Source organism: Pseudomonas sp. Z18(2022), from assembly GCF_036346535.1.
Taxonomy (GTDB): domain Bacteria; phylum Pseudomonadota; class Gammaproteobacteria; order Pseudomonadales; family Pseudomonadaceae; genus Aquipseudomonas; species Aquipseudomonas yamanorum_A.
The window spans coordinates 30,293-55,833 of the sequence record NZ_JAOTOA010000020.1; the positions used below are offsets into that span (position 1 = coordinate 30,293).

The window sequence follows — 25,541 nt, forward strand, 5'->3', positions numbered from 1 at the left end:
GAATCCGCCGGCTTGTGCGCTTGGGGATGGGTCTCTAAGGTTGCTCGGTCGCTGAAACCTCAGTGATCGGGTTTAGTAGCCCGAAGTATTCTAGGCATGTGCATGAGCATCATCTGTCAGACATCCTTGTCTGTGCTTGATGGTGGCTGTGCGCAGGGCGTCTTCGGGCGCGCCGGCTTTTGTAGTTTCCCCGGTCTACTAACCTGCGTACAGCTGCCACCCCATTCGTTTAGTAGCGACGTGGTGACGGCCCAGCTCAGGAAAACTACTGATATGTTCAAGGTAACGCCGAATCCTCCGGGAACTCCCGACCCAAAACTCCACCAGGCCGCCCAGCGCGCCTTGGACCACTACCTCAATCCCTCCTTGAAAACTGCTCCGCCATCGGCAGCACTGTTCAGTGTTGCTGCAGATGCCAGCAGTGAAAGTCTGATTACCAACAGCTATGAAACCTTCTCCTCGGTCAGTGCATTGCTGCTTGATCTGTCGGAAGAACTGAGCGGGAAAGACCGCGATGTGGCGCTGGCTATTCACCAGCTTAGTGAGTTGGGGGTGCTGTTGATGGGTAAGCTGATGGATCGGGAGGTGCCTTGTAGCTGAAGCCGGACGCTGTCTAGGCTACTCGACTAGCTCAATCGACTGATCGCCGAGGCGTTGTAGGCATCTACAGCGGCTCAGCGACTATGAGTGCCGAGTGCTGCCTTCAGTTGAGTGAGTCGCCGGTCATGCTGCGCTAAATGGCGACTTTCGGCCACAAGCGGACATTCTCACAGTATCTTGATAGACATCCTTGAGGCCTGAGAGGCTCTCTGAAATTGGGGCCGACTCACTGCGACTCCACCTCTAGGGCCGCGCTGTACTCGTCCTCTTAACTACCTGCCCAGAAGTCTGCTTGAGGTAAGGACTAAATCGTATTGCTGCCCTCAACGAATGTGCCGCCGACATGCAACTGCTCAAGGATTTTGAGAGCCAAGAGGCCATAGACTACTTCAGGCTTGGTGTCATTTCGGACGTACCGGATGTGGGTTACGACATGTGAGGTGCCAAAGCGTCGATTCGCCTCCGATGTTCCTTCGAGTACGCTTGCAACGATATCAGCCTCAACTAGTGGTTCGTGATTACATGCACCCTGCGGCGGTAGACACTCACAGATCGGCTCATGCTGCTCACCAACTCCTAGGCGCAGTTGCAGGAGATTATGCCGAGGCCCAGTAATACGTGAAGCGGCAAGGTACTTTCCGAGGCGGACGAAATGCATGTGACGTGGCTCTACTGTTTGGTTAAAGGGTGCACTCTAGCCCATCTTAGAGGCTCAATCATGCCCGTCGAGTGGAGCAGTTTGTTGGCATTAGAGGCAACCACTCTGGATGAATGCCCGTCGTTCTTTCACAGTACTGAATCGGTCCTTCTTCCGTAGACGCTTTCAAAGGACCGCTTCTGGCCGTTTCAGCCGGTCGCGACAGGCAGAAAACGGCCAATAGCGGTCGCCCAACTGCTTCGCCCTCGCTTAAGGACCAGCCAAGTGATATACCGCGCTTGGGTCTAATGCATGACACAAACAGGCAGTCTCATGATGCGATTCTCAATTTATAGCGGATTGGTTTTGGTGGGCTACTCGGCGCTCGATTATGGAGATCCCCCGATGGGCGTTGCTTTTGGCCAATTCGAACCTGCCGATGGGTACGCAGCTATCCAGAACCAGTGCTCCACGAACCATCACGACCAGACCGTTCTGGAACTTTCTGTTCAGACCGAAGCGGGTCTGGTCATTCCATGTGCGGGTCTGGCCATCCTGGATTACTCCGAAGGGTTCGCGCCACCGTGCATCGAAGTGAACATTTTCGGCATTCCACATCCGCTCTATGGCGAGCTGTTTCCTCAGCACGTCGACCTGTATGAGCGTCAATTCAGCTAATCGGAATGCCCCGCCGATGTCCGCTTCGGGTTGCGGACTCAACCGGCCATTAGCTGTCCTTCACGAAGGGCAGCTTTGGGTCGATAGCTGCCACTCAGTGAAGGTGGAAAAGCCTCAAGATCAAGCGTGAGGCTTTATCACCGTCGGCCTCATATAGACCGTGTAATCCGGCCTGATCGGTAAGTTTGTGTAGATTGAAGTGGTTGTAAAACGCTTGGCCCAGTCGCTGATGTTCGAAGCTTCCTTGACTCCAAAGCCGGACGAACTCCTCATAAGCGGCGCGTTCGATCTGCAACGAGGAATCATGTCCCATGTCAGGTTCCTATCATTAGAGGGACTCAAGCGTACTAGCTGCCCATCAGCCCTTCCAGCTCGGCCTTTCCAATCAGAAAGTCAGCAATCGGCCAGAAGCAAGCACTCGCCGTTGGCCGGTTATGACCCAAGGCGGTCACAGTGGATCATCCCATGGCTCGGGATGAAGCCTATACGAAGGCCGGACGCAGAGCGTCCAGAGCGGCATTCCCACGCAGAGCGTGAGAACGGTCGTCAAGGCTTGACCACCGAAATCGCTGGAAACTGAAACCCGTCGTCCACTCTTTTTTGGGTGAAGTCGTTGCCACTGTCTTGCGCCTTGCTGCGGTACGTAGTGGCGGTTAGCTCAATGATTTCGTACGCGTCATTAAGGTAAGGGTTTCCTGGGATGGCGTGAGAGATCTCATCTCCCACTTGCTTCCCGGTGGTGATGGTGAAGTAGATTTTGCCGGACACTCCCCATAGGCCGAATTCCTTTTGCTCAATCCATTGGCCGGATTTGTCGGTCACGCGAAAGTTCACGGTGAAGCCGCCATCGGCGCGGCGCTCACTCAGTTGCTGCGTACGTTTACCGTCGAGGGTTGTCGCTTCGCCGTACCATTTACCGATCATCAGGGCGTGTTCCTGTTCCTGAAGGGTACCGATGGGTTTCACGCTATGAACAAGGATTTGTTGATCGCAGCCGAACAGACACGCGAGGGCAAGCGCTAAAGCGAAAGTCTTGAACACGTAAATTCCTTGGCTCATGAGCCGCTGCTTGTCGATCCCTTTCAATGGGGAGATTTGGCGATTTACCTGGTAGGCAGATAATGAATGTCAATAATAGTCAGGATGATGACAAATGGCCATCCGTCCTTTTCGGCGTGCCACCCTGCACACCAACAGTGAACGTCTGACGAACCTACTTTGAATGACCTGTCTGAAAGTCGCATACCGTCGTGTAAAAATGTACTTTTCATCCGAGAGGTTAATGTTCAAATAAGATTGAATGACCGCTTTTGGCCGATTGCTGCCTGTCAAGAAGGGCAGCAGTCGGCCAAAAGCCGAAGCTCGCTTAATCCGACATCTGCACTAAAGTCAATACCTGTTAAGGACGATGATTGAGTGATTCGGTGCGGGCAGTGATCCTCCCGCGGTGGATGTTCGACAAGGAGGTTGTCATGGTCATGCAAGGAGCTTGCTATCACTCTCACCCAGGCATTGCCCCGCATCTTCTTCGCCGTGCCTTGCTGGTCGCCATGGCAAATGCCCTGGCGCTGGCAGACGTACAGGCCGCCTGCGGACCGCTGACAGCGGGCGCCTACAACGTATCGCAAACCTGTACACCGGCAGCCGGCGTCGATGCCTCGCTTAGTACCCAGGCAGGAACGAGCGTCACCACCACCGCCGGGTCTTCGCTACTGAGCCGAGCAAACAACGCCAACTCAACGTTGACGCTGGACGGCACCACGATAAACAGCTCCCCGCCGACGGCCGCCAACGCCGTGTTCTCCAATGTGACCGGCAGTGCCGGCATTGCAACACTGACCGTCAATGGCGGCACAAACACCGTCAACCTTGGCGGTAGCGGGCTGGATGCGCTGGCAATCAGCAAAGCCGGCAGCGGGCTGTCGACCTTCTCGGTCAGCTCAGGCACAACACTGAATATCCTCAATACTGTGGTCGGCAACGAACACGACGGGATCGATGTAAATGCCAGTGGCGGCGGTGGAATCACCGTCGCCCACGATGGCAACGGTCAGATAACGCTGCTGGGCGGGAACGGCATCTGGACCAAGGCCACGGGTAGCGGTGATACCGATGTCAGGGTGGGCGCCGGGGTCAGTATCCTGGTCAACAACGACGATGCGCTATCTGCCGGCCCTCCGATTGTTGACGATACGTTGCCCACCGCTGGCATCGGCAACCACGCCGGTGTCCACACCCGCGCGGTCAATGGCAACACCACCGTGGTGAACGCCGCGACCATCCAGGCCATTGGGATGAATGCTTTTGGTCTCTTCACCGAAGGTGGCGCCGGCAACACCCGGCTGAGTAACAGCGGGACGCTCACCACCAATGGTCTCAGCGGCTTTGGCATTCGCTCGTTCTCGACCGTTGGCAGCATCGACATCGTCAACGATGGCGCGATCACTACTACCGGAGGAGGTGGGCACGGTATCTATGCCAACGATAACGTCGGCGCCACCGGTTCGATCAGCATCGAGAACAATGCCACATTGAACGTCGGCAGCACGACCAATACCGCCGGCTCGCGAGCGATCTACATCATCAAGCGCGGTACGGGTGACGCGACGGTCACCGGCAACGGCAATATCAACGTATTTGGCGCAATCAACACCACGCGCGCCTACGGCATCATCGTCAGTGCCGAGAACAACAACGTGCTCATTGATTACTCCGGCGACATCTTCGCCAGCGGTTTTGGCGCTGGCGGCATTCGGGTGGATTCAACCGGCGGCAATGTCCGGGTCGACTATTCCGGTAACCGTATCGAAACCCTGCACAGCAACGCGAACGGCATCTATGCCTCGACCCAGTCCACAACCGGCACGGTGGACGTCACTGCCGCAGGTACGATCATCACCCACTCCGATGCGGGCACTGGCGATGGCAGTGGCATTGGTTCCTTTGGCATCCAGGCGTTGACTATGGGGGGCAATGTCAGTGCCGCATTCACCGGGCCGTTGATTGACGTCAATGGCCAGGGTGCAGCGATTCTGGCGGGCAACGCATTCAATTCTGGCTCCGGGCTGGGAACGATCAATGTCAGTAACAGCGGCGAACTGCTCGCACGCGGTAACCAGCAGCGCGGCATCCGCACACTGTCTGTCAGCGGTGCGCAGACGATAGTCAACAATGGTTCGATCCAGACGCTCGGTGCCAGCGACAGCCAGGGCATTCTCGCCCAAGCCTCGGGGGCGGCCAATCTCTCGGTGTCCAATACGGGCGCCATTACCACCAGGGGCACCGGTTCGTCGGCGATTGAAGCACTGACGGACGGCGGCACGGTCAATGTCAGCAACACGGCAACGATCCAGGGTGGGCGGGCAGACAGTAGCGGCGTCACCCTCGGTGGCGCATCACAGACCTTGGTCAATACGGGGCAAATCGGGGCACTCAGCGATTCGGCGGTACGTGCTGATGCAACCACGCCTGGGACGAGTTTTGCCCTCGACAATCAGGGGCAGATGACAGGCTCGGTCAATGCGCTCAGTGCCGCCAGCACCGTGACCAACAGTGGCACTTGGACGCTGCGTAACTTTACTGACACGACGGGCAGCGGCGTACGGGATACCTGGGGCGTGGCCACCAGCAACCTGGGGGCTTCGGGTGCCAACAGCGTCGATAACAGCGGTGCCCTGCGTTTGGCGGCGCAGCCAGCATCGGGTATCGGCAACTTCAGTACCAGCGGTGCTTATCTGCCGCTCGGGCAAGCGGCCAACACGCCTGCGCCGGGAGGTGCCGTCCAAGGCCAGTTGCTCGGAGTAAATCGCTTCACCAATAGCGGCACTCTCGATCTACCGGCCGGCAGTCAAACCGTGGGCAATGTGCTGCTGATCAGCGGCGCCACCACCGCCGGCACCAATGGAGGCGGGGTTTTCGTTTCCAATGGCGGCAGCCTGTTGCTCAACACCACATTGAACGCAGGGGGCGCAAACAGCCGCTCCGACATGCTGGTGGTGGACTCGACCACTACGGGGAGCGGCGGCGCCACCGGGGTCGCGGTGACCAACGTTGGAGGGCAGGGGGAGTTGACTGAGGGCAATGGCATTGCAGTGGTTGAACTGCTCAACAAGGCTGACGGTGCGAGCGATCCGAACGCCTTTCGCCTGGCGCACCGGGTGGTTGCCGGGCCGTATGAATATCGCCTGCAACAAGGCGCCGAAGATGGCAGTTCCAAGGACACCTGGTATCTGCGCTCGGATGCACTGACGCCGGTCGATCCGCCAGGCCCTGATCCCGATCCTGCCCCTAACTATCGTCCGGAGGTATCGTTGTACGGCGCGGTTCCGGCATTGGCGTTGGTATATGGCAGGACGATGGTCGACACCCTGCACGAGCGGGTCGGTGAAGAACGCCTCAATGCCAGCGATCCTTTACCCAGGGAGGACCAGTCCACCCTGGCTCCAACCATGGGCTGGGGCAGAGTGATTTATCGCAGCGGCAAACAGGACGGTGATCGCAAAAACGCCCTGGGGAATACCCCCGAATACAACTACGATTTGACCGCCTTTCAAGTCGGTACCGACCTTTATCGCAAGACCAGAACCGACGGCAGCCATGAGCAGGCCGGTATCTCGTTATCGGCGGGCACCATCAGTGCGGGGGTCAGCCATTACACAGGTGCCGCCGCCGGTGGGGACACGTTGCGAGCCTACGGGTTAGGCGCTTACTGGACCCATTTCGGTCCCTCGGGTTGGTACCTGGATGGGGTGTTGCAAGTCAATCGCTTCGATATCGAAGCCAAGCCAAACAACCTGGCAAAGCTGAAAACCCGCGGCTGGGGTTATACCGCCTCGCTGGAAAACGGCTATCCGTTCGAGGTCGACAAGGACTGGTACGTCGAGCCGCAATTGCAGGCGATCTACAGCTACGTTGATCTGAACAGCAGCGATGACATCGGCGCCAAAATCCGCTTCAAGAATGTTGATTCACTGATTGGCAGACTCGGCGTGCGCATCGCCAAGGACTGGGACACCGAAGGCGTCGACAAAAGCGAGCGGCGCACCAACGGCTGGATCAGGCCAAGCATATGGCATGAGTTCAAGGGACAGCCGAAGACCGAGTTCTCATCCGAGACCGGTTACCTTCCGTTCGAATCGGACATCCAGGGCACCTGGGGCGAGGTCAACGTGGGAGTGGACTATCAAGCCAACCGGCGCACTACATTCACCGTCTCGGCAGGTTATCGCCAGGGTTTCGACGGCGACAGCCATGGGTATGACGCGATGCTTGGGTTCAAGATCAACTTTTAGAGACGACGCTTAACAGGACCGATGTCCGCTTTTGGCCGACAAGAGACAACGTTGAGTTGAATTCACGCTCTTGCAGAGTTTCACAATGCTGCTCTACTGATTCAACCTTCACACCCGCGTTTGGATCCTGCAATGCTGATACCTGCTCATACCCCGATTGTCGTCGTGACACGCAATACCCACATCGAACGGATTCACTGGGGATCCGTCGCAGTGGTTGACGCGGCGGGCGCGTCAGTTGTGCATGTCGGAGACCCTGACGCCTACGTGTTTTCACGTTCGACACTGAAGCCTTTTCAGGCCGTGCCATTGGTCAGGGATGGTGGGCATCGTCACTTTGGGTTCTCGGCGGCGGAGCTGGCTGTTACCTGCGGCAGTCACTCTGGCGAGGACTTTCATGTGGCAGCTGTCACGCGGCTGCTTGAAAAAATCCGCAAATCAGAAGCTGACCTGCGTTGTGGGTGCCATTTACCTATTCAATACGGTGAGCACAATCTTCCGCCGCGCGGGAGCACGTTCGATCAGCGGTATAACAACTGTTCAGGCAAGCACGCAGGGTTCCTGGGGTTCTGTTCTTTACACTGCCACAATCAAAATTATCTTGATTCGGATCACCCGCTGCAGGTGGATATCCGTAATGGAATTGCGCGACTTGCGAACCTGCCGTTAAACCAGCTGTGGTCTGGAATAGACGGTTGCAGTGCGCCGAATTACGGCATGCCATTATCACGCCTTGCCATGCTCTGGGCGCGCCTTGCTACTGGAGACTCCGGCATCGACAACGATCACGATAGTGCGTTGTCATCGATCGCGTCCGCGATGGCTTCGCACCCGGAAATGGTATCAGGCACCGGTCGCTGTGATCACGCCATCGCTCAGGCATCCAAGGGGGATTGCATTGCCAAGGTTGGCGCGGATGGTGTCTATACCATCGGGGTTCGTAGCCGCGGTTTGGGCGTCGCAATTAAAGTTGCCGACGGAGGCCTGGGGCCCCTCTACACGACGGCCGTGAGCGTATTGCTACAGCTGGGTTTGATCGACGGCCATGAGCTTCTAACGCCCTGGGTTGATCCGCCTGTGCGGAGCATGGCGGGTGAGTGCGTAGGCCAACTGCAGACGACGTTGAAGCTGGCTCGCCTGTGACGCTCAGATAAATAGATCGGTCCTCGTGACGCTCGTTCGTTAATATGCCCGGCATACCAATCGGGTAAAGGAAGTTTGGCGTGAAGTACGAAGCGCTTTCAGGGCCGTCTGCGGCTTGCATGGACACTTACTCCTGGCGGCGTCGTATCTTGATGGCCTGCCTGGCGATAGGTTTGTACCTCGCGATTCAACTTGCGCTGGTGCTGGTTGTCGGCACAGGAAACTTGACCAGGCTCACGCAGCTAATCGACGGCGGTTTCTCTGCAATGGTGCTGCTGATGTTGGCGGTGATCGAGCGCAGGCACTCAGGCGGATTTCGCGCGGTTATTGGGCGCGACCTGAGCAGGACATTCAAGCTGTGTTTGCCATGGATACTGGGGGTTTACCTGGTCTGTACCAGTCTCGATATCGGGCTGGGATACGGGTCTGAGGCCTACACAATGGCCTTCCGTGGCAGTCTTCCCACCGCTCAAAAGGTGCTCCTTCTCTCAATGGGGCTCCTGATTATTCCGATTTTTGAAGAGCTCCTGTACCGGCACTTCCTGATTCGCCTCTTCCCCCTGGACCATCGCCTTTGGCAGTGGGTGGCGATACTGGCCACCACCACGTTGTACGTGGCCATGCACATGCCGTTTAGCGGTTGGACAGAGTGCCTGCTGATCGGCACGCTCTCAGTCATCCTGGCGTATGCCCGGGTGCGCAGCGCCGGCATTCTGGTCCCGGTGCTATTGCACATCTTCGCGGGCGTTGTGAATCTTTCGAGGGGCCTCGTGGCTACTCTCTGGCTGTGAGCCTGCGCTGCTTTTGACTCACCCCCGGAACTAAAAAATAGAGTAGGCAGGGAATGGAATATCCTTCATTTGAAAACAAACCAAAGAAAAGAGCCATTTTGGTAGCGGTGTGTTTGGTTTTTGGGGCCTGGATTCTTTATATGCTCTGGGCCGTTCGTATTGGAACGCGAACAGTTTTAATGCCGTGGGCTCCTGAGTGGACGACCTATACAATCGTCGGCTGTTTGATTGGACTTATTTTTGCCGGAAGGGCGATCTACTATCGTCCTGATGGGAGAGGCTTGAAGCGTGTTGCAGATTCTTTTGTTGGTGGCTTTTGTCTTGGCCTTATTTTGTCTTTGAATATTTATAATGTCTGTACTTACCTGTTGCCTGGCGAAATTGTTCATTATGAGTCAGCTTATGAGCTAAATATTCCGGGGCGCTCCTTTGGAAGGGCTGGCCGTTGTGAGGCGGGTGTGCGGTTTAAGGATTTGAACACTGAGCGCTGGATTGAGCTTTGTACCACTAAGTCAGAGCTCGACGATCGAAGAAAGAAAGGTATGAATGCCGTTTGGGTGACGGCTCATTCAAACAAGATAGGCTCGTATATTCTGGGGTATGAATTTATTTATAAATGAATCAGATTGAAGTCCCGTTCAAACGCGTCGGCCGATATCCGCCTGTGCGATTTCCCCGGTCTACTAACCGCCATCGGAGGCGGCAACTCCGAGAGTTCGAATGCCGCATAGCGTCCAATAATCACAGCGCCCGTTCCTCGCATTCCGGCCTCATGGGCAAGCTGCCAAGAAACTCCTCAATCTCCCGACCATCGCGCAAGTGCACCACTGGAACCTGCGGCCCTACCGCCAGCCGCACCGCCTCAATGCGCGGGCGGGAGCCGCGATCAAACGTCCACACGTACTTCAGAAAGGTCAGGAATTCGCGGTCGAGTTTTTCGGTGCAGCCTGCGGGTAAGTCCGGGCGAGGGCGGTTCAGTGCACTGCGCACTAGCACCCGGGTAAAGCAGGTGAGCCGTGGCGTATCGAGCCAGATGATCAGGTCGGCACGGGGCAGGCGCAGGTCGAAGGTGCGCCGGGCGTAGTTGCCTTCGCACACCCAGGCATCAGGGGCGACTGCGTCGCGCACCCGCGTGCGGAACTGTTCGGCGTCGGGTTCGACCCAGCCGGGGGACCAGAACAGGCTGTCCAGGTGCACCACGGGCAGGCCAAGGCGTTCGCCAATTGCGCGGGCGAGGGTGGATTTTCCGCTGCCGGCATTGCCGAGAATTACGATGCGTTGCATGAGGACATCCTGTCGCGGAAAAGCCAGCAATTGTGCAGGTTTTAAATGACCGGTTAAAGCGTTATGAGGTAGGTTTACCGCCCCGGAATGGACCCTGTCGATCAAGGAAGCGCTTTATATGCAAACCCCCTTTTCCCAAATCAGCGAACGCTTGAACAATCGCCGGTTTGTCGTTGCCGGCAACACCCATGGCTTGTCCGGGGCAGGCACGGTGTTTCATTACCATGTCGACGCCAACGCCATCTGGGGCACTTACCAGGGCGGGCGGATTCGCATGGGCAATCAAGTCGGGCGCGCCACCGGCCCCGATACCATCGAGTTGCTGTATCAGTGCCTGACCACGGAGGGTGAGATTCTTGCCGGCTGGTCCCGGGGCACAGTAGGCGTGGATGACGCCGGACGTACCACGCTGGCCTTCGTGTGGGGCTGGTTGTCGGGCGCGGAGGGCGGCGGGGAGTCGAGCTACGTTGAGCTCGTCGCAGAGTAGCCACACGGTTTAACGCTCACTGGAACCGCTCAACCAGGTAATCGACAAAGCAACGGACCCGTGCCGGCGTGTGTGTGCCCCCCAGGAACACGGCATGAATCTCTTCCCCGTCGCCAGGGTTGAAAGCCTCCAGCAGCGGCACCAGCCGGCCTGCCTGGATCGCGTCTTCGACGGTCTCGGCGCAGACCCGTGCGATGCCGATGCCCTCGGCCGCCAATTGGCCCTGGGTGTCGCCGTTATTGGTTTCCACATGGCCCTTGATCGTCAGTGAATAGTCGTGGCCATCCTTGCGAAACGGCCAGGTGGGCGCAGCGCGTTTGAAGTTGAAGCCGATGCAGTCGTGATTCAGCAGGTCCTCCGGTACCTGCGGCGTGCCGCGCCGCGCGAGGTAGCCGGGGGAAGCGATGATGACCTTGTGGGTGGCGCCAAGCCGGCGGGAGGTCAGGGCGCTGTCGGGCAACGGGCCCAATCGCACGGCGACATCGGCCTGGCCGGCGGCGATGTCGACCACGGTGTCGGTGAGGTCGATGTCTACCAGGATGTCCGGATAGCGTTGGATGAACTCGGCCAGCAGCGGTATCACGAACGTCCTGCCATACAGCAGCGAACTGCTGACCCGCAGGCGCCCGCGAGGTGAGTTCTGGTCGGTGATCTGCTGTTCGGTTTCCCGCAGGTCGGCAAGGATTCGTCGGGCGCACGACAGGTAGGCCGCGCCCTCCGGAGTCACGGTCAGCGAGCGTGTGGTGCGCAGCAGCAGGCGCACACCAAGCCTTGCTTCCATGCGGTCCAGCACCCGTGCAATGGAGGAGGGCGCAAGGTTCAAGCGACGGGCCGCCGCCGAGAAACTCTGGGTCTCGGCCACGAGGGTAAAGATTTCCAGTTCGTCCGTTATATCCACGGGAAACTCACTTATGCGTTTTTCGCAAAGGCCTTGAGCGGCGCAATGGGGTTCACATCGGGTTTTGTCGCGATCAGTATTGCGTAAAGCAACGTAATACGGAAACTCACGAGGAGAATCCCATGATCTTGCCTTACACCATCGACATCCCCGAAGAACGTCTTACCGCCATCCGCGACAAAGTCGCCGCCTACGACTGGACCCAACTTCCCGACCTGGGCGGGTGGAGTGCCGGCGTTGGCGTCAGCGACCTCAAGCGCCTGGCCACTTACTGGCTGGAATCCTACGACTGGCGCGAGGTGGAAAAACACCTTAACCAGTTGCCCAACTTCATCACCGAGATCGAGGGCGAGCACCTGCATTTCGTCCGTGTGCGGGGCGACGGTTCCAAGCCGCCGGTCCTGCTGCTCCACGGCTGGCCAGGTTCGTACCTTGAGTTTGAAGCGCTGCTTGAACCGCTGGCCGCGGATGGACACGATGTGATCGTGCCGTCGCTCCCGGGCTTTGCGTTTTCCAAGCCGATCACTGGGGTGATTGGCCCGCGTCGGGCTGCCGAGTTGATGCACGGGCTGATGGCCAGGTTGTTCGGGCAAACCCGCTTCATCGTCCAAGGCGGCGACTGGGGTTCCGGCATCGCCGGCTGGATGGCCCACGATCGGCCCGAGGCGTTACTGGGGATTCACCTGAACATGGCTGACCTGATTGCCCAAGGCACGGTCGCAACCACGGCCGAAGAAAAGGCGTTCGTCGCCCGGCGCGACGTGCTGATCGACTGGGAAACCGGCTACAACCACCTGCAGGAAACCCGCCCGCAGACCCTGGCTGTTGCGCTGGCCGACAGCCCGGTAGGCGCCGCCGGCTGGATCCTGGAAAAAATCGGAACCTGGGCCGACCTGCCCAAGACTGCCGACGGCAGCCCTGACCTTTGGCATACGTTTAGCGAAGCGCAATTGCTCACCAACATCATGCTGTATCTCGCACCGTCTGCCATGGTCACTTCGACGTGGATGTATCACGGCAAACGCCTTGAGGGCTCGTCGATATTCCCGCCCGGCACCCACATCCAGGTGCCGACCGGATTCGCCGCGTTTCGCGACCCGGTGTTCGTGCCGCCGCCGCGCTCATTTGCGGAAAAGACCTTCAACATCGTGCACTGGAGCGAGATGCCTGCCGGCGGTCACTTCGCGGCCTGGGAGCAGCCGCAGTTGATGCTGGCGGACTTGAGGGCCTTCATCGCTACTGTTTCGGCTTGAGCATCAGGTCCAGGTTTTGCACGGCGGCACCGGCGGCGCCCTTGCCGAGGTTGTCGAATATCGCCGCCAGCAACACCTGGCCCGTCTCGTGGTTCTCACGCACGATCAAGCGCAAGTCATCCGTGTCGTTCAGGGCTTGGGGATCAAGGAACGTCAGCTCGTTGGCGGCCTGCATCGACAGCACCTGTACGTGATAGGTGTCGCGGTAGTGCCCGGTCAAACAGTCGTGCAACTGCAACCCATCCACGCCCGGTGCCAGTAGTCTCAGTTGCAGTGGGATGGTCAGTACGATCCCCTGGCGAAAAGCACCGTAGGCCGGCACAAACACTGGCCGTTGCGTCAGCCCGCTTTGCAACTGAATCTCCGGGACATGCTTGTGTTCCAGCCCCAGGCCGTAGACCAGGAAGGCCGGTGCCTGCGAGGCGTCGGCGCCCTCATGTTCCTGCACCCCGGCGCGGCCCTTGCCGGAATAGCCTGAGACGGCATGGATGGTCGTCGGGTAGTCCCGAGGCAGCAGCCCGGCCTCAAGCAACGGCCGCAACAACCCAATCGCGCCGGTGGGGTAGCAACCGGGATTGCTGACCCGCTGCGCCGTGGCGATGCGTTGAGCCTGTTGCGGGTTCATCTCGGCAAACCCATAGGTCCAGTCGGAATGGGTGCGGTGCGCCGAACTGGCGTCGATCACCCGCACGGCCGGATTCCTGATGCTGGCGACAGCGTCCCGCGCAGCCTCATCGGGCAAACACAGAATCGCGATGTCACAGGCGTTGATCATCTCGGCACGCTGTGCCGGGTCCTTGCGGTGTTCGGGGCTTAGGGTGATCAGTTGGAGGTCGGTGCGGCCGCGCAGGCGTTGATGGATCTGCAAGCCGGTGGTGCCTTGGTCGCCGTCGATAAATACAAGAGGACTTGCCATGGGATGCTCTCGGAAAGGAAATCAGGTGTCCCCATCTTCGGTGAGCGGCTAGGATAGGAAAAGTTGAATTTCCAAACTATGGAATTCAGGTTTTCTGAACGAGGAGTCGCCCATGCGGGAAATCAGCCTGGATCGTTTGCGCACCCTGGTGGCGATTGCCGACCTGGGTTCCTTTGCCGAGGCGGCCCGTATGCTGAATCTCGCGCCGCCCACCGTCAGCTTGCACATTGCCGACCTGGAAGCCCGAGTGGGCGGGCAGTTGCTGTCACGCACCCGTGGGCGCGTGCAGCCTTCGGTGATTGGCGAAACCCTGGTGGAGCGCGCACGCCGATTGCTGGCGGATGCGGAACAGGCACTGGAGGATGTGGAACGTCAGGTCCAGGGCCTCGCCGGGCGTGTGCGCCTGGGAGCTTCCACCGGGGCCATCGCGCAGTTGCTCCCCCAAGCCCTGGAGACCTTGAGCCAACACCATCCCGCCATCGATGTGCAGGTTGCGGTGCTCACCTCCCAGGACACCTTGAAGAAGCTCGCCGAGGGTGCTTTGGAAATCGGCCTGGTGGCGCTGCCGCAGGCGCCGGTCAAAGGGTTGCGCATCGAGCCCTGGCGGCGCGACCCGGTCATGGCCTTTTTGCCCGCGCGCCGGGAATGCCCGGAGGTGGTCACACCTGCCTGGCTGGCTGCCCAGCCCTTGATTTTGAATGACACCACCACCCGACTTTCGCGCCTGACCTCGGAGTGGTTTGCCAATGACGGCTACCAGCCCACACCGCGCATTCAACTGAACTACAACGACGCGATCAAAAGCCTGGTGGCCGCCGGTTATGGCGCAACGTTGCTGCCTCATGAAGCGTCCACACCGCTGACCGACAGCCGAATTGTGATGCGGCCATTGCAACCGTTGTTGTGGCGCCAGTTGGGTATCGCGCATCGTGCCGGAGACGTCGAGCGGCCGACGCAGCACGTGCTGGATGTGTTGTGGGGGCTGAGCGCGGGGTAGGGTGACGGTTGTGCGCGCAGGGCAAGACGGTTAGCCTTGCACCCCGATGTAACTGGCCATTTCAAGGAAGGAAGCGCGCGTGAAGGTTTTTCAAGGAGTGATCGGGCTATCGCTATTGAGCTTGCTGTTCGGCTGCAGCACCGGGCCCGTGCAAACGCTGAAGTTCAATGTGCCACACGGTTATTACGGCAGCTACCTCAAGCAGAAAGTCGGGAATCACGGGCAGTTGACCTGCAACGTGACCACTGAAAAAAACAATCTCGGTGAGGAATGGGTGTCTTCGGTCATTCTCGGAGCGGGCGAGGACGATACCCAGGACAATATCCTGTTTCTGTCCAGCTACCCGCTAGGTACCGACGACCAGCGGGCTTTCCAACTGCGGCTGTTCAACAAGGCACAGCGGGTCACCGATAGCCTGGTCCTGACCACTCCCGATCACAACGGGGTCTACTCACTGCGCCTGGCTTGGGCCGACGATGGCTCCATCAGCTACCAAGTCGCCAGTGGCGGGCCATGGTCTGAAAAGAAAACGGTGACGCACCCCGGCTTTTCCGTGCGGCAGGTCAGCATGCAAGCCTCGGGTATAAAGGGCACGGCTGTCTGTGAACTGGCGGCTGATCGTTGAGAGTCTTCGCGCTCATCTTCGCCTTGCTCATCACCACCTCCGCCCAGGCCAAAGACGGCATCTCCTTTGCCGACGATCCGCTGGGCTGGTCATGCCTGAGGTTCTCCACCTTCACCTTGTTCACGTCGGAACTGACGACGCGCCCGGGCAGCTTTCTTTCGGCCAAGAATGACGCATTGGCGTTTGTCGGGTCCGACGGCGAGATTCGTGGCGCGTATTTCGAACAGGCGCTGCTGAGTTTTCGCAGCGCTGGCGGTAACGATGACGTCAGCGATGCGCAGTTTGCCGAGGCGGTGGCGGTGATTGAGTAAGACCGCAGCAGGCTTATGAGGACGGTGCGAGGTGCACACCCTCGGTCTGGAGTTTGGCCAGCTCGGCAGAGAGGCAGCAGCCCTCCATCCATTGCACCGCATTCCAACCCAGTTGCCTTGCCGCGACGACATTCGCAGGGGTGTCGTCTATCAGCAGCAATTGCTCTGGAGCGAAGCCCGAGTGAGCGGCAGCCTGTTTAAAGAAGTCCGGATCCGGCTTGCGGCTACCCAGCGCTGCCGAATAATAGATGCCGTCTACGTGCAGGCCCAGGTCAAGTCGATCCATCAGATAGGCAGCCCGCAGGTGCTCCTGGTTAGTCGCCAGATAAACCTTCGTACCCGTTTTGCGCAGCTGGCTGAGAGCTTCAAGCAACGGTCGGTTTAGCCTGGCGTCGCTTTCAAACCAATAGGCAATCAAGCTTTCGTGGGGCACGGACGGCGCAATTCGAGCCAGTACCCGTTTCAGTTGCTCGGCTAGCCCATGGCGTCCAACGACAATATCGTTCCAGTAAGGGCCAAAAAACTCGCGGTTCAAATCGACGTTACTGATGCCAAGATCCGTTTCAATATCAGACGCCCAGGGCCTGCCATCCGCAGGCCGTCCGTTAACGAGCACACCGTCGACATCTACCATTATCGCGTGAATCATCGTGCCGTTCTTCCTTGTAGTGGTTGTCTGCACTGCAGGTACCGCGCTGCAATGCCATGCTTCCATACGATAGGCCTATGAATACATTCCCGGATCAGGAATTTACAGCGGCCTGAATATCCTTGAAATTGGCGGTTTTTGGCCGCCAATCCGTTCTCTGCGGTCGTTTCTCTCAAGGAATTCTATATGTCATCACTCGATTCGTTCATCCATACCCAGCTCCCCATGACCGTCGACGGCGTACCGTTGAACATCGCCACAATCCACCGCGCCGGCACCCTGGCACCGATTGTGTTCCTGCATGGCTTCGGCTCCACCAAGGAAGACTACGCCGACATCGTCCTGCAGCCAGCATTCGATAGTCACCCGTTTGTTGCCTACGACGCCCCCGGTTGCGGTGAAAGCCAGTGCGGCGACCTGTCGAAGGTTTCCATCCCGTTCCTGCTGCAGACCGCCGTGCAGGTGCTCGAGCATTTCGACATCGACCGCTTCCATCTGGTGGGCCACTCCATGGGCGGGCTCACCGCGCTGATGTTGGCCCATCAGTTCCCGGGCCGGGTGCTGAGCTTTGTCGATATCGAAGGCAATATCGCTCCGGAAGACTGCTTCCTCAGCCGGCAGATTGTCGACTACCCGGCAGAGGATCCCGAGGCATTTTTCAGCGCCTTCATCGAGCGCACCCGCCAGGCGCCGGCCTACGCCAGTGCGCTGTATTCGGCGAGCCTGCGGCACAAGGTGCGCGCCGGTGCGGTGCGGGGGATTTTCCAGTCGATGGTCGAGCTGTCGGATAACGCCGACCTGATGGGCAAGTTCCTCGGCCTGGAATGCCCGCGGATGTTCATGTACGGCGAGCAGAATTCCCATCTGTCGTACCTGGCGCATATCCAGGCCCATGGCGTGCGACTGGCGCCGATCGCCCGGTGCGGGCACTTCCCGATGTACTCCAATCCCGTTGCGATGTGGCAACAGATCGCGGACTTCCAGGCCGGCTGATCGCAACCACCAACCATCAGCCAGGCCCGAAAGCACAAGACTTACGCCTCGAAACCCGGATAATGGCGGCCATATTTTGCTCGCTATTCTGGTAATCCCGCATGGAAATCAAGGTCAATTTTCTCGACAACCTTCGACTTGAAGCCAAGTTCGACGACTTCACCGTGGTGGCCGACCAGCCTATTCGCTACAAGGGCGATGGCTCGGCCCCCGGTCCGTTCGATTACTTCCTGGCGTCGTCGGCGTTGTGTGCGGCTTACTTTGTGAAGTTGTACTGCGAAACCCGCAACATCCCCACCGACAACATTCGCCTGTCGCAGAACAACATCGTCGATCCGGAAAACCGCTACAACCAGATCTTCAAGATCCAGGTGGAGTTGCCGGCGGACATCTCCGATAAGGACCGCCAGGGCATCTTGCGATCCATCGACCGTTGCACCGTGAAAAAAGTGGTGCAGGCCGGGCCGGAGTTTGTGATCGAGGAAGTGGAAAACCTCGACGCCGATGCCCAGGCGTTGTTGATGCCGAGCGCGGCGTCCGATGCAGGCACTTACATCGCGGGCAAGGACCTGCCGCTGGAAACAACCATCGCCAACATGTCGGCCATCCTGGCGGGCCTGGGCATGAAGATCGAAATCGCGTCGTGGCGCAATATCGTGCCCAACGTGTGGTCGCTGCATATCCGCGATGCGCACTCACCGATGTGCTTTACCAACGGCAAGGGTGCGACCAAGGAAGGCGCACTGGCGTCGGCACTGGGCGAGTTTATCGAGCGGTTGAACTGCAACTTCTTCTACAACGACCAGTTCTGGGGTGAAGACATCGCCAACGCGGCGTTCGTGCATTACCCGGACGAGCGCTGGTTCAAGCCCGGCCGTAAAGACGAACTGCCGCCGGAAATCCTCGACGCGCACTGCCTGCACATCTACAACCGCGACGGCGAGCTGCGCGGTTCGCACCTCTACGACACCAACTCCGGCAACGAAGAACGCGGGATTGTTTCGCTGCCGTTCGTGCGCCAGTCCGATGGTGAGTTGGTGTATTTCCCGTCCAACCTGATCGAAAACCTGTACCTGAGCAACGGCATGAGTGCGGGTAACACCCTGGCTGAAGCCCAGGTGCAGTGCCTGTCGGAGATCTTCGAGCGCGCCGTGAAGCGTGAAATCATCGAAGGTGAATTTGCGCTGCCGGATGTGCCCCAGGAAGTGCTGGCGAAATACCCCGGCATCCTGGCCGGTATCCAGGGCCTGGAAGCCCAGGGCTTCCCGGTGCTGGTCAAGGACGCGTCCCTGGGCGGCGAATTCCCGGTAATGTGCGTGACCTTGATGAACCCGCGCACCGGCGGTGTATTTGCCTCGTTCGGCGCGCACCCAAGCCTGGAAGTCGCGCTGGAGCGCAGCCTGACCGAGCTGCTGCAAGGCCGCAGTTTCGAAGGCCTGAACGACTTGCCGCAGCCGACGTTTGAAGGCCACGCGGTGACCGAGCCGAACAACTTTGTGGAACATTTCATCGACTCCAGCGGCGTGGTGTCGTGGCGCTTCTTCAGTTCCAAGTCGGATTACGAGTTCGTCGAATGGGACTTCTCCGGCCAGGGTGAAAACTCCAACGCCGAAGAGGCCGCGACGTTGTTCGGCATCCTCGAAGGCATGGGCAAGGAAGTGTACATGGCGGTGTACGAGCACATTGGCGCGACCGCCTGCCGGATCCTGGTGCCGGACTATTCGGAGATCTATCCGATCGACGATCTGATCTGGGACAACACCAACAAGGCGCTGTTTTTCCGCGAAGACATCCTGAACCTGCATCGCCTCGACGAAGCCGAGTTGAAGGGCCTGGTTGAGCGTCTGGTGGAAAGCGAGCTGGACGACTACACCGACATCCCCACCTTGATCGGCATCGAATTTGATGACAATACGGCGTGGGGTCAGCTGACGATTCTGGAATTGAAGCTGCTGATTTACCTGGCGTTGCAGCAGTTTGAAGAAGCCAAGGAACTGGTGGAAATGTTCCAGCAGTACAACGACAACACGGTTGAGCGCGGGTTGTTCTACCAGGCCGTGAATGCGGTGCTGGAGATGGAACTGGACGAAGACCTGGAGCTGGCGGATTACGAAGTCAACTTCCGGAGGATGTTTGGCAACGAGCGGATGGATGCGGCGATTGGCTCGGTGAACGGCAGTGTGCGGTTCTACGGGTTGACGCCGACGAGCATGAAGCTGGAAGGGCTGGATCGGCACCTGCGGTTGATTGACAGCTACAAGAAGCTGCATTCGGCTCGGGCTAATACTGCGCACTAACCTGTCGATGAAGAACCCCTGTGGGAGCTGGCTTGCCTGCGATGCCGACAACTCGGTGTATCTGCTACACCCGGTTGATGCCATCGCAGGCAAGCCAGCTCCCACAGGGTTATGCGTCGTCCTGAAGCGTTACAACGTCCATCCCAGCCCGAGCGCCTTGTGCAACGACGCAAAGTCCTTGAGCAACGCCGCATCCCCGGAAATCCGGCTTTCCTGAGCCTGGTACCGCGTACGTTCCGCGTCCAGCCAGTCCAGCGTACTCGCCGTGCCTGCTTTATAACGCTGGCGCGTCAGGTCCGCCGCCCGTACCGCCGACGACTCCACATTCCTCAGCAACACCACGTTCTGCCGCTGGTTGCCATACCGGGCCAACGCCACATCCGCATCACGCAATGCACTCAACACCACGCTTTTGTAGTGGGCGAGGGCTTCATCGCGGCCGGCTTGCGCACCTTTGACACTGGCCGCCACCCGGCCGAAATCCAGGGCGTTCCAGGTCAGCCGTGGCAACAGCAACCAGGTGCCGCTGTCCTTGCGCGCCAGGTGCCCGGGATCCGCCGCCGAGAATGACAGGTCACCCATCAGGCTGAGTTTGGGAAACCAGTCGGCGGTTTTCTCGCCGATCTGCGCGTTGCTGGAGGCCAGTTGGCGCTCGGCAACGCGGATATCGGGCCGGGCTTTGAGGATCGTCGCCGGGTCGGCAAACGGCACCTGGCTCGGGATGGCGGGCAGGGCGCGAGGCGTGCTGAGCTGTGCATCCAGCTCGCCCGGCTCGAGGCCGCACAGCAGGTTCAACTGATCCACCGCCTCGACGATTGACGCTTGCAGCGGCAGGCGTTGAGCCCGAGTGTTTTCCGCCTGGGTCAGCACCTGTTCCAGTTGCAGCTGTGAGGCCACGCCACGACTGCGCCGTTGTTGGGTCAGGTCCAGCGCCTGCTCCTCGGTGTCGACACTGGCATCCACCAGCGCGAGCCGCGCCTGTTGGTCGCGCAGGTCGGCATAGGTCTGCACCACCTCGGCGGCCAGTTGTACCTGGGCATCGGCCAACTGCGCCTGTGACGCGTCGTTTTCGGCTTGGGCTGCCTCGATTGCACGGCGGGTGCCGCCAAACAGATCGGCCTCCCAGCTGGCATCAAAGCCGGCGAGGTAAAGACTCAATGGCCCGCGTCCGCCGCCACCGTTGCCACCCAGCGCCGACGTGTCGGGGGAGCGCAGTTTGAGCATCGCGGCATCGCCGGTGATCTTGGGCAGGGCGTCGGCGTTGGCGCCGCTCAGGCTGGCGCGCGATTGCTTGAGTCGGGCCTGGGCAGTCGCCATGTCCGGGCTGTTTTGCAGCGCCTGGGCCACCAGTTGGTTGAGTTGCGGGTCACCGAGGGTTTGCCACCACTGGGCGACACCCGGCGTACTCGACTCGCTGCCTGCGTGAGGCAAGCGTCCGGCCGCCAGGGTTTTTGGCGCGGCATCCGGCGCGCCGTGGTAGTCCGGCCCCACGGTGCAGGCCGCTAGCAGGCCGACGGTGAAGAGCAGGGGAAGTGAGCGATAAATCATGTTCGTTGGCCTGCCTGCGCCGCGCGCTTTTTCAGGATGAAGATCAGGGGAAGGCACGCCAGCATGGCGAGTCCCAGCACGTAGAACGCGTCGTTGTAGGCCATCACTGCCGCTTGCTGGGCGATGTCGCTGGCCAGGTGACTGAGGGCTTGCAGCGATGCGGTAGACGGATCACCGGTTTGTGCCAGGTAGCTGGCGGTGTCGCTGGCCATTTGGTCTTGGGTCAGCTGGGTGTTGGCCTGGATGCCTTCGCGCAGCATGTCGTCATGAAAGTGGCTGCGCCGATCCATCAGTACACCCAGCAGCGCCAGCCCCAGGGTGCCGCCGAGGTTGCGTGACATGTTGTAGAGCCCGGCCGCATCACCGGCGTCTCGCGCCTCTACCGAGCGCATGGACAGCTGGCTGAGGGGCATCATCACCAGGATCTGCCCGAAGCCCCGCAGGATTTGCGACCAGTAGAAATCATGCCCGACGCTTTGGGCGGTGAGCTGGGTGTCGAGAAAACAGCTGGCCCAGTACATCAACAGGCCCACGCCGACCATCATCCTGAGGTCCAGGCGGCCGAGCATTCTCGGCAAAATCGGCATCAGCAGAAACGCCGGAATGCCCGACAGCAACATGATCGAACCCGATTGCTGCGCGTTATATCCCGACAGGATGCCAAGGAACTGCGGCACCAGGTAAGCCGTGCCATACAGCCCGGCGCCGACCGCCGTGGCAATCAGCAGCACACTGCCAAAGCTGCGGTTAAGCACCAGTTGCAGGCGCAGGATCGGCGTACTCGACCGAACCTGCCCGACGGCAATCAGAAAGAAACCGACCACCATCGTGATGCTCAGCCAGATGATCAACTGTGAGTCGAACCAATGCTCACGCTGGCCTTCCTCCAGCACCACGGTGAGCGAACTCAAGCCCATGGCCAGGCCGAGGATGCCCAGCCAGTCGGCCTTGATGAACTGTTGAAGGTTCATCCGCTCACTCGGCAGGCCGGTGATCAGCAGGGTAATCAGGGTGATGCTGACGGGCAGGTTGATAAAGAAACACCAGCGCCAGTTGATGTTTTCCGTGAGCCATCCGCCAATCACCGGGCCCAACAGCGGGCCGAGAATCACCGTCATGCCGAACATCGTGGTGCCGATTGCCAGCTGGTGAGCGGGCAGGCGGGTGCGCACGATGGTCTGTGCGGTCGGGATCATCGCGCCGCCGGCAAAACCCTGGCCGATGCGCCCGGCGATCATCGCGCCGAGGCTTGAAGACAGCCCGCAGAACATCGAGAAAAACGTGAACATCAACGCGGTGCCGATCAGGAACCGGCGCAGGCCGAACACCCGGGTCAGCCAGGCGGCGAGGGGAATCATGACGATTTCCGACATCAGGTAACCGGTGGCGATCCACGTGCCTTCCGTGCCGGTGGCGCCAATCTGGCCCTGGATCTGCGGCAGGGCCGAGTTGGTGATCGAGATGTCCAGGGTCGCCAGCAATGCCCCCAGCGAACCGGCGGCGACCGCGATCCAGTCCGTCAGCGAGGCGTTGCGCGGTTTGTCCGCGGGCACCTCGGTCAAAATGGCTTCAGCCATGGTTGGCATCTGCCTTGTGGGTGCGGGTGTCGACTTCCACGGTGGCGGACAAGCCGGGCACCAGCGCCTGGCGAACGTCGTCATCCGGCAGGTCGAGGGAAATCCGCACGGGCACCCGCTGCACGATCTTGGTGAAGTTACCGGTGGCGTTCGACGGTGGCAGCAAGGCGAACTGTGCGCCGGTGCCGGGGGACAGGCTGTCGATATGGCCCTGGATGTCGTGGCCCGGCAGCGCGTCTACGTGCACGGTCACGACCTGCCCGGTGTGCATCTCGCCGATCTGGGTTTCCTTGTAGTTGGCGGTCAGGTAGATCGCGCTCACCGGCACCACGGTCAGCAGGCGTGTGCCCGGCTGCACGTATTGGCCGACACGCACGCCACGGTCGGCGATGCGCCCGTCGAGCGGGCTGCGGATCACCGCGTCGTCCACATCCAGCTGGCTTTGGGCCTCGCTGGCCTTGGCCACCCCGAGTTGCGCCTGGGCTTGCTTGAGCTGGGCTTCGAGGGTGCCATAGCGGGTCTGGCTGGAGCGCAACGCCGCCTGCTTGGCGGCCACGGTACTGCGGGCCTGGGCCAGTTGGTTGTTGAGCTGGGCCAGGCGTTCTTCAGGCTCGGCCCCGGAGCGCGCCAGCGGTGCATAACGCGCGACTTCGCTTTGGGCATGCTGGGCATCGGCCTGCGCACCTTGCAGTTGGGCGCGGGCTTCGGCGATGGTCGAGTCCTGCTGCACCAGGTCGGCCTGGGCCTTGGCAAAGTCGGCCTCGCGGGCTGCAATCGTCGCCGAGGCTTCGTCACTGACCGCCTGGTATTTGCGGGCGTCCAGGCGTACCAGCACGTCGCCACGCTTGACGTTCTGGTTGTCGGCCACCAGCACTTCGGCCACGTAGCCGTTGATTTTCGGCGCCACGCTGATGCTGTCGGCTTGCAGGTAGGCGTCGTCGGTGGTCTCGATAAACCGTCCGGTGAGCCACCACCAGGCGCCCCATGCCAGCCCGGCCAACAGCGCTGCGCCGGCGAGTGTGAGCAGGATGCCTCGGGCTTTGCCGCGTTGGCCGTTGACGGTGGTATCAGGAATGACCTGAGAAGAGGGAGGTGCAGCGGACATCAAGTCACTCCAGTTTTATATCAGTTGGAATAAATTCGTTTTTCCACGAAAATTTGTCAACTGGTATATTTTGGTTACGTTAAAAAAATGGAGTTGCACATGGCACGACACAAACCAGCCGCCGAAGGGGGTTATCAGCGGGGCGAGGAAACCCGCGCGCGGATCGTCGAGGCTGCCGTTGAGGTATTTGGCGAGCGCGGCTACGACGGCGCGTCCACGCGGGATATTGCGAACGCCGCCGGGGTCAATGCACCGGCGATCCAGTACTACTTCGATGGCAAGGAGGGCGTGTATCTGGCCTGCGTCGAGCATTTGATTGCGCTGCTATGGCGAAAGATGTCGCCCTCCGTTGAAGCGGCGGAAAGCGCGCTGGCCGACCCTGAGGTCAACGATCAGGCGCTGATCGAAGTCTCATTGGGCATCCTCGGCACGGTGGTCTCGACGATTCAGGACAGCCCCCAAACCACCGCGTGGCGTGCGTTTATGGATCGCCATCAAGCCGGCCTGTGCCCGGAAAGCGCGACGATGGCCTTTGAAGAGCGCTTCAAATCGCGCATTGCCAATGTGATCCGCCTGTTGATCGCACGCCTGGCCGGCCTTGCGGTCGACGACGAGCGTACGGTGATCCACTCCATGGCGCTGTTCACCCAGGGCCTGGCCTTTCGGGTGCAGAAGCCCAAGCTGCTCTCGGCCCTGAACTGGACGGAAGTGAACCAGAAGGAAATGGAGTTGGTGCGGGATGTGGTGCTGATGCAGGCGCGGTTTACCCTCGAAGGCCTGGTGCGGCACCGGGACCGGCGCTGACCTCAGCGCTTGCTGAAGGCCAGCCGGGCGGCAAACAGCACAAAGATCATGCCGGTGGTGCGGTCCATCCACTGGATCACCTTTTCGCGCCGCAGCACGCCGGCCAGTGGCTGCGTGGCGCCTATCAGTATCAGTGACCAGACCAGGCTGATCAGCACATGGATGCTGACCAGGCCAAAGGTCCATCCCACCAGCGAATGCCCCTGGGGAATGAACTGCGGCAGGAACGACACGTAGAAAATCCCGACCTTGGGATTCAGGACGTTGCCCAGCATGCCTTTCAGGAACCAGTTGGCGCCGGGTTTTCCGTCGGCCTCCACAGACGCCAATGAGCGGCGCGGGCGCACCAGCATGTTCAAGCCGAGCCACGCCAGGTAAGCGGCGCCGCAGTACTTCAAGACGTTGAAGGCCACCTCGGACACGGCAATCAGCGCGCCCAGCCCAAAGGCCACCGCTGCGCCCCACAGTAAACACCCGGCGTTGATGCCCAGGGTGGCGCGCAACGCCTGTTGTTTGCCTTCGACCGTTGCGGTGCGCAACACCAGGGCCGTGTCCAGCCCGGGTGTGAGGGTCAACAGCGTCGCGGCGAAGGTGAAGGCGAGCAGGTTATCGGCGATGGACATGGGCAGGGCACGTCGAAGTGGGCACCCGCCCACG

Annotated in this window: 23 protein-coding genes; 14 read left to right on the plus strand and 9 right to left on the minus strand. The window is 59.9% G+C overall.

Going from position 1 to position 25,541, the window contains the following annotated elements; genetic code table 11:
- The first annotated feature begins 273 nt into the window (after positions 1-273).
- The gene (locus tag V3W39_RS27120) at positions 274-600 is read left to right on the plus strand and encodes a DUF6124 family protein (protein ID WP_330213712.1); all 327 of its coding nucleotides are present in this window, start codon (positions 274-276) and stop codon (positions 598-600) included.
- A 970-nt stretch (positions 601-1,570) separates the two neighbouring features.
- The gene (locus V3W39_RS27125; RefSeq protein WP_330213713.1) at positions 1,571-1,915 is read left to right on the plus strand and encodes a hypothetical protein; all 345 of its coding nucleotides are present in this window, start codon (positions 1,571-1,573) and stop codon (positions 1,913-1,915) included.
- A 546-nt stretch (positions 1,916-2,461) separates the two neighbouring features.
- Here V3W39_RS27125 and V3W39_RS27130 read toward each other — a convergent pair.
- Positions 2,462-2,956: a hypothetical protein gene (locus V3W39_RS27130; RefSeq protein WP_330213714.1), complete on the minus strand. Its 495-nt coding sequence runs from the start codon at positions 2,954-2,956 to the stop codon at positions 2,462-2,464.
- A gap of 371 nt (positions 2,957-3,327) precedes the next feature.
- On the opposite strand from V3W39_RS27130, the gene V3W39_RS27135 reads away from it, so the two are divergent.
- The 4 genes from V3W39_RS27135 to V3W39_RS27150 all read left to right on the plus strand — a co-directional run bounded on the left by V3W39_RS27135 (position 3,328) and on the right by V3W39_RS27150 (position 9,760).
- Complete coding sequence (locus V3W39_RS27135; protein WP_330213715.1) at positions 3,328-7,206, plus strand: autotransporter outer membrane beta-barrel domain-containing protein; 3,879 nt, start codon at positions 3,328-3,330, stop codon at positions 7,204-7,206.
- Between the two features lie 132 nt (positions 7,207-7,338).
- Positions 7,339-8,349 (plus strand): asparaginase, encoded by a 1,011-nt coding sequence (locus V3W39_RS27140; RefSeq protein WP_330213716.1) that lies wholly within the window; start codon positions 7,339-7,341, stop codon positions 8,347-8,349.
- Between the two features lie 80 nt (positions 8,350-8,429).
- Positions 8,430-9,140, plus strand: a complete 711-nt coding sequence (locus V3W39_RS27145) for a CPBP family intramembrane glutamic endopeptidase (protein WP_330213717.1) — start codon at positions 8,430-8,432, stop codon at positions 9,138-9,140.
- Between the two features lie 53 nt (positions 9,141-9,193).
- The gene (locus tag V3W39_RS27150) at positions 9,194-9,760 is read left to right on the plus strand and encodes a hypothetical protein (protein ID WP_330213718.1); all 567 of its coding nucleotides are present in this window, start codon (positions 9,194-9,196) and stop codon (positions 9,758-9,760) included.
- 121 nt (positions 9,761-9,881) lie between these two features.
- Here the strand turns inward: V3W39_RS27150 and V3W39_RS27155 are convergent, their stop codons facing one another.
- Positions 9,882-10,424 (minus strand): AAA family ATPase, encoded by a 543-nt coding sequence (locus V3W39_RS27155; RefSeq protein WP_330213719.1) that lies wholly within the window; start codon positions 10,422-10,424, stop codon positions 9,882-9,884.
- Positions 10,425-10,542: 118 nt separating this feature from the next.
- Between V3W39_RS27155 and V3W39_RS27160 the strand changes: the two genes are divergently transcribed.
- Complete coding sequence (locus V3W39_RS27160; protein WP_177078704.1) at positions 10,543-10,911, plus strand: hypothetical protein; 369 nt, start codon at positions 10,543-10,545, stop codon at positions 10,909-10,911.
- 16 nt (positions 10,912-10,927) lie between these two features.
- Here the strand turns inward: V3W39_RS27160 and V3W39_RS27165 are convergent, their stop codons facing one another.
- Complete coding sequence (locus V3W39_RS27165) at positions 10,928-11,809, minus strand: LysR family transcriptional regulator (protein ID WP_177116006.1); 882 nt, start codon at positions 11,807-11,809, stop codon at positions 10,928-10,930.
- A gap of 122 nt (positions 11,810-11,931) precedes the next feature.
- On the opposite strand from V3W39_RS27165, the gene V3W39_RS27170 reads away from it, so the two are divergent.
- On the plus strand, positions 11,932-13,062 hold the full coding sequence (locus V3W39_RS27170) for an epoxide hydrolase family protein (protein WP_330213720.1): 1,131 nt from the start codon (positions 11,932-11,934) through the stop codon (positions 13,060-13,062).
- Here the strand turns inward: V3W39_RS27170 and argC are convergent.
- A complete protein-coding gene (gene argC, locus V3W39_RS27175) occupies positions 13,046-13,978 on the minus strand; it encodes an N-acetyl-gamma-glutamyl-phosphate reductase (RefSeq protein ID WP_330213721.1) in 933 nt (310 codons plus the stop codon). The two genes, V3W39_RS27170 and argC, sit on opposite strands and share 17 nt — an antisense overlap.
- A 112-nt stretch (positions 13,979-14,090) precedes the next feature.
- Between argC and V3W39_RS27180 the strand changes: the two genes are divergently transcribed.
- From V3W39_RS27180 to V3W39_RS27190, 3 genes are all read left to right on the plus strand, one after another.
- Entirely contained in the window at positions 14,091-14,975 is an 885-nt protein-coding gene (locus tag V3W39_RS27180) for a LysR family transcriptional regulator (protein WP_330213722.1), read from the plus strand.
- A gap of 79 nt (positions 14,976-15,054) precedes the next feature.
- Positions 15,055-15,600 carry a hypothetical protein gene (locus V3W39_RS27185; RefSeq protein ID WP_330213723.1) on the plus strand — a complete coding sequence of 182 codons (546 nt, stop codon included), beginning with the start codon at positions 15,055-15,057 and terminating at the stop codon, positions 15,598-15,600.
- Positions 15,597-15,911 carry a DUF2388 domain-containing protein gene (locus V3W39_RS27190; RefSeq protein ID WP_330213724.1) on the plus strand — a complete coding sequence of 105 codons (315 nt, stop codon included), beginning with the start codon at positions 15,597-15,599 and terminating at the stop codon, positions 15,909-15,911. Before V3W39_RS27185 ends, V3W39_RS27190 begins: the two co-directional genes overlap by 4 nt.
- A gap of 13 nt (positions 15,912-15,924) precedes the next feature.
- Here V3W39_RS27190 and V3W39_RS27195 read toward each other — a convergent pair whose 3' ends face one another.
- Entirely contained in the window at positions 15,925-16,560 is a 636-nt protein-coding gene (locus tag V3W39_RS27195; RefSeq protein WP_330213725.1) for an HAD-IA family hydrolase, read from the minus strand.
- A gap of 186 nt (positions 16,561-16,746) precedes the next feature.
- Between V3W39_RS27195 and V3W39_RS27200 the strand changes: the two genes are divergently transcribed.
- The gene (locus tag V3W39_RS27200; protein WP_330213726.1) at positions 16,747-17,553 is read left to right on the plus strand and encodes an alpha/beta fold hydrolase; all 807 of its coding nucleotides are present in this window, start codon (positions 16,747-16,749) and stop codon (positions 17,551-17,553) included.
- A 101-nt stretch (positions 17,554-17,654) separates the two neighbouring features.
- The gene (locus V3W39_RS27205; protein WP_330213727.1) at positions 17,655-19,850 is read left to right on the plus strand and encodes an OsmC domain/YcaO domain-containing protein; all 2,196 of its coding nucleotides are present in this window, start codon (positions 17,655-17,657) and stop codon (positions 19,848-19,850) included.
- Positions 19,851-19,979: 129 nt separating this feature from the next.
- Here the strand turns inward: V3W39_RS27205 and V3W39_RS27210 are convergent, their stop codons facing one another.
- From V3W39_RS27210 to V3W39_RS27220, 3 genes are read right to left on the minus strand one after another with little or no spacing between them, the layout of a single operon-like run.
- Complete coding sequence (locus tag V3W39_RS27210) at positions 19,980-21,398, minus strand: efflux transporter outer membrane subunit (protein ID WP_330213728.1); 1,419 nt, start codon at positions 21,396-21,398, stop codon at positions 19,980-19,982.
- Positions 21,395-22,975, minus strand: a complete 1,581-nt coding sequence (locus tag V3W39_RS27215; protein WP_177130366.1) for a DHA2 family efflux MFS transporter permease subunit — start codon at positions 22,973-22,975, stop codon at positions 21,395-21,397. Before V3W39_RS27215 ends, V3W39_RS27210 begins: the two co-directional genes overlap by 4 nt.
- Positions 22,968-24,080, minus strand: a complete 1,113-nt coding sequence (locus V3W39_RS27220; protein ID WP_259197404.1) for an HlyD family secretion protein — start codon at positions 24,078-24,080, stop codon at positions 22,968-22,970. The genes V3W39_RS27215 and V3W39_RS27220 overlap by 8 nt, the downstream gene beginning before the upstream one ends.
- 99 nt (positions 24,081-24,179) lie before the next feature.
- Between V3W39_RS27220 and V3W39_RS27225 the strand changes: the two genes are divergently transcribed.
- Positions 24,180-24,884: a CerR family C-terminal domain-containing protein gene (locus tag V3W39_RS27225; protein WP_177120975.1), complete on the plus strand. Its 705-nt coding sequence runs from the start codon at positions 24,180-24,182 to the stop codon at positions 24,882-24,884.
- A 2-nt stretch (positions 24,885-24,886) separates the two neighbouring features.
- Here V3W39_RS27225 and V3W39_RS27230 read toward each other — a convergent pair whose 3' ends face one another.
- A complete protein-coding gene (locus V3W39_RS27230; protein ID WP_177044199.1) occupies positions 24,887-25,507 on the minus strand; it encodes a LysE family translocator in 621 nt (206 codons plus the stop codon).
- Positions 25,508-25,541 lie beyond the last annotated feature (34 nt).

Coding starts and splice junctions, on each gene's coding strand:
- V3W39_RS27200 (WP_330213726.1), top strand. CDS start 16,747: ATGTCATCACTCGATTCGTTCATCCATACCCAGCTCCCCATGACCGTC.
- V3W39_RS27195 (WP_330213725.1), bottom strand. CDS start 16,560: ATGATTCACGCGATAATGGTAGATGTCGACGGTGTGCTCGTTAACGGA.
- V3W39_RS27180 (WP_330213722.1), top strand. CDS start 14,091: ATGCGGGAAATCAGCCTGGATCGTTTGCGCACCCTGGTGGCGATTGCC.
- V3W39_RS27160 (WP_177078704.1), top strand. CDS start 10,543: ATGCAAACCCCCTTTTCCCAAATCAGCGAACGCTTGAACAATCGCCGG.
- V3W39_RS27210 (WP_330213728.1), bottom strand. CDS start 21,398: ATGATTTATCGCTCACTTCCCCTGCTCTTCACCGTCGGCCTGCTAGCG.
- V3W39_RS27170 (WP_330213720.1), top strand. CDS start 11,932: ATGATCTTGCCTTACACCATCGACATCCCCGAAGAACGTCTTACCGCC.
- V3W39_RS27230 (WP_177044199.1), bottom strand. CDS start 25,507: ATGTCCATCGCCGATAACCTGCTCGCCTTCACCTTCGCCGCGACGCTG.
- V3W39_RS27150 (WP_330213718.1), top strand. CDS start 9,194: ATGGAATATCCTTCATTTGAAAACAAACCAAAGAAAAGAGCCATTTTG.
- V3W39_RS27120 (WP_330213712.1), top strand. CDS start 274: ATGTTCAAGGTAACGCCGAATCCTCCGGGAACTCCCGACCCAAAACTC.
- V3W39_RS27205 (WP_330213727.1), top strand. CDS start 17,655: ATGGAAATCAAGGTCAATTTTCTCGACAACCTTCGACTTGAAGCCAAG.
- V3W39_RS27220 (WP_259197404.1), bottom strand. CDS start 24,080: ATGTCCGCTGCACCTCCCTCTTCTCAGGTCATTCCTGATACCACCGTC.
- V3W39_RS27140 (WP_330213716.1), top strand. CDS start 7,339: ATGCTGATACCTGCTCATACCCCGATTGTCGTCGTGACACGCAATACC.
- V3W39_RS27215 (WP_177130366.1), bottom strand. CDS start 22,975: ATGGCTGAAGCCATTTTGACCGAGGTGCCCGCGGACAAACCGCGCAAC.
- V3W39_RS27225 (WP_177120975.1), top strand. CDS start 24,180: ATGGCACGACACAAACCAGCCGCCGAAGGGGGTTATCAGCGGGGCGAG.
- argC (WP_330213721.1), bottom strand. CDS start 13,978: ATGGCAAGTCCTCTTGTATTTATCGACGGCGACCAAGGCACCACCGGC.
- V3W39_RS27125 (WP_330213713.1), top strand. CDS start 1,571: ATGATGCGATTCTCAATTTATAGCGGATTGGTTTTGGTGGGCTACTCG.
- V3W39_RS27155 (WP_330213719.1), bottom strand. CDS start 10,424: ATGCAACGCATCGTAATTCTCGGCAATGCCGGCAGCGGAAAATCCACC.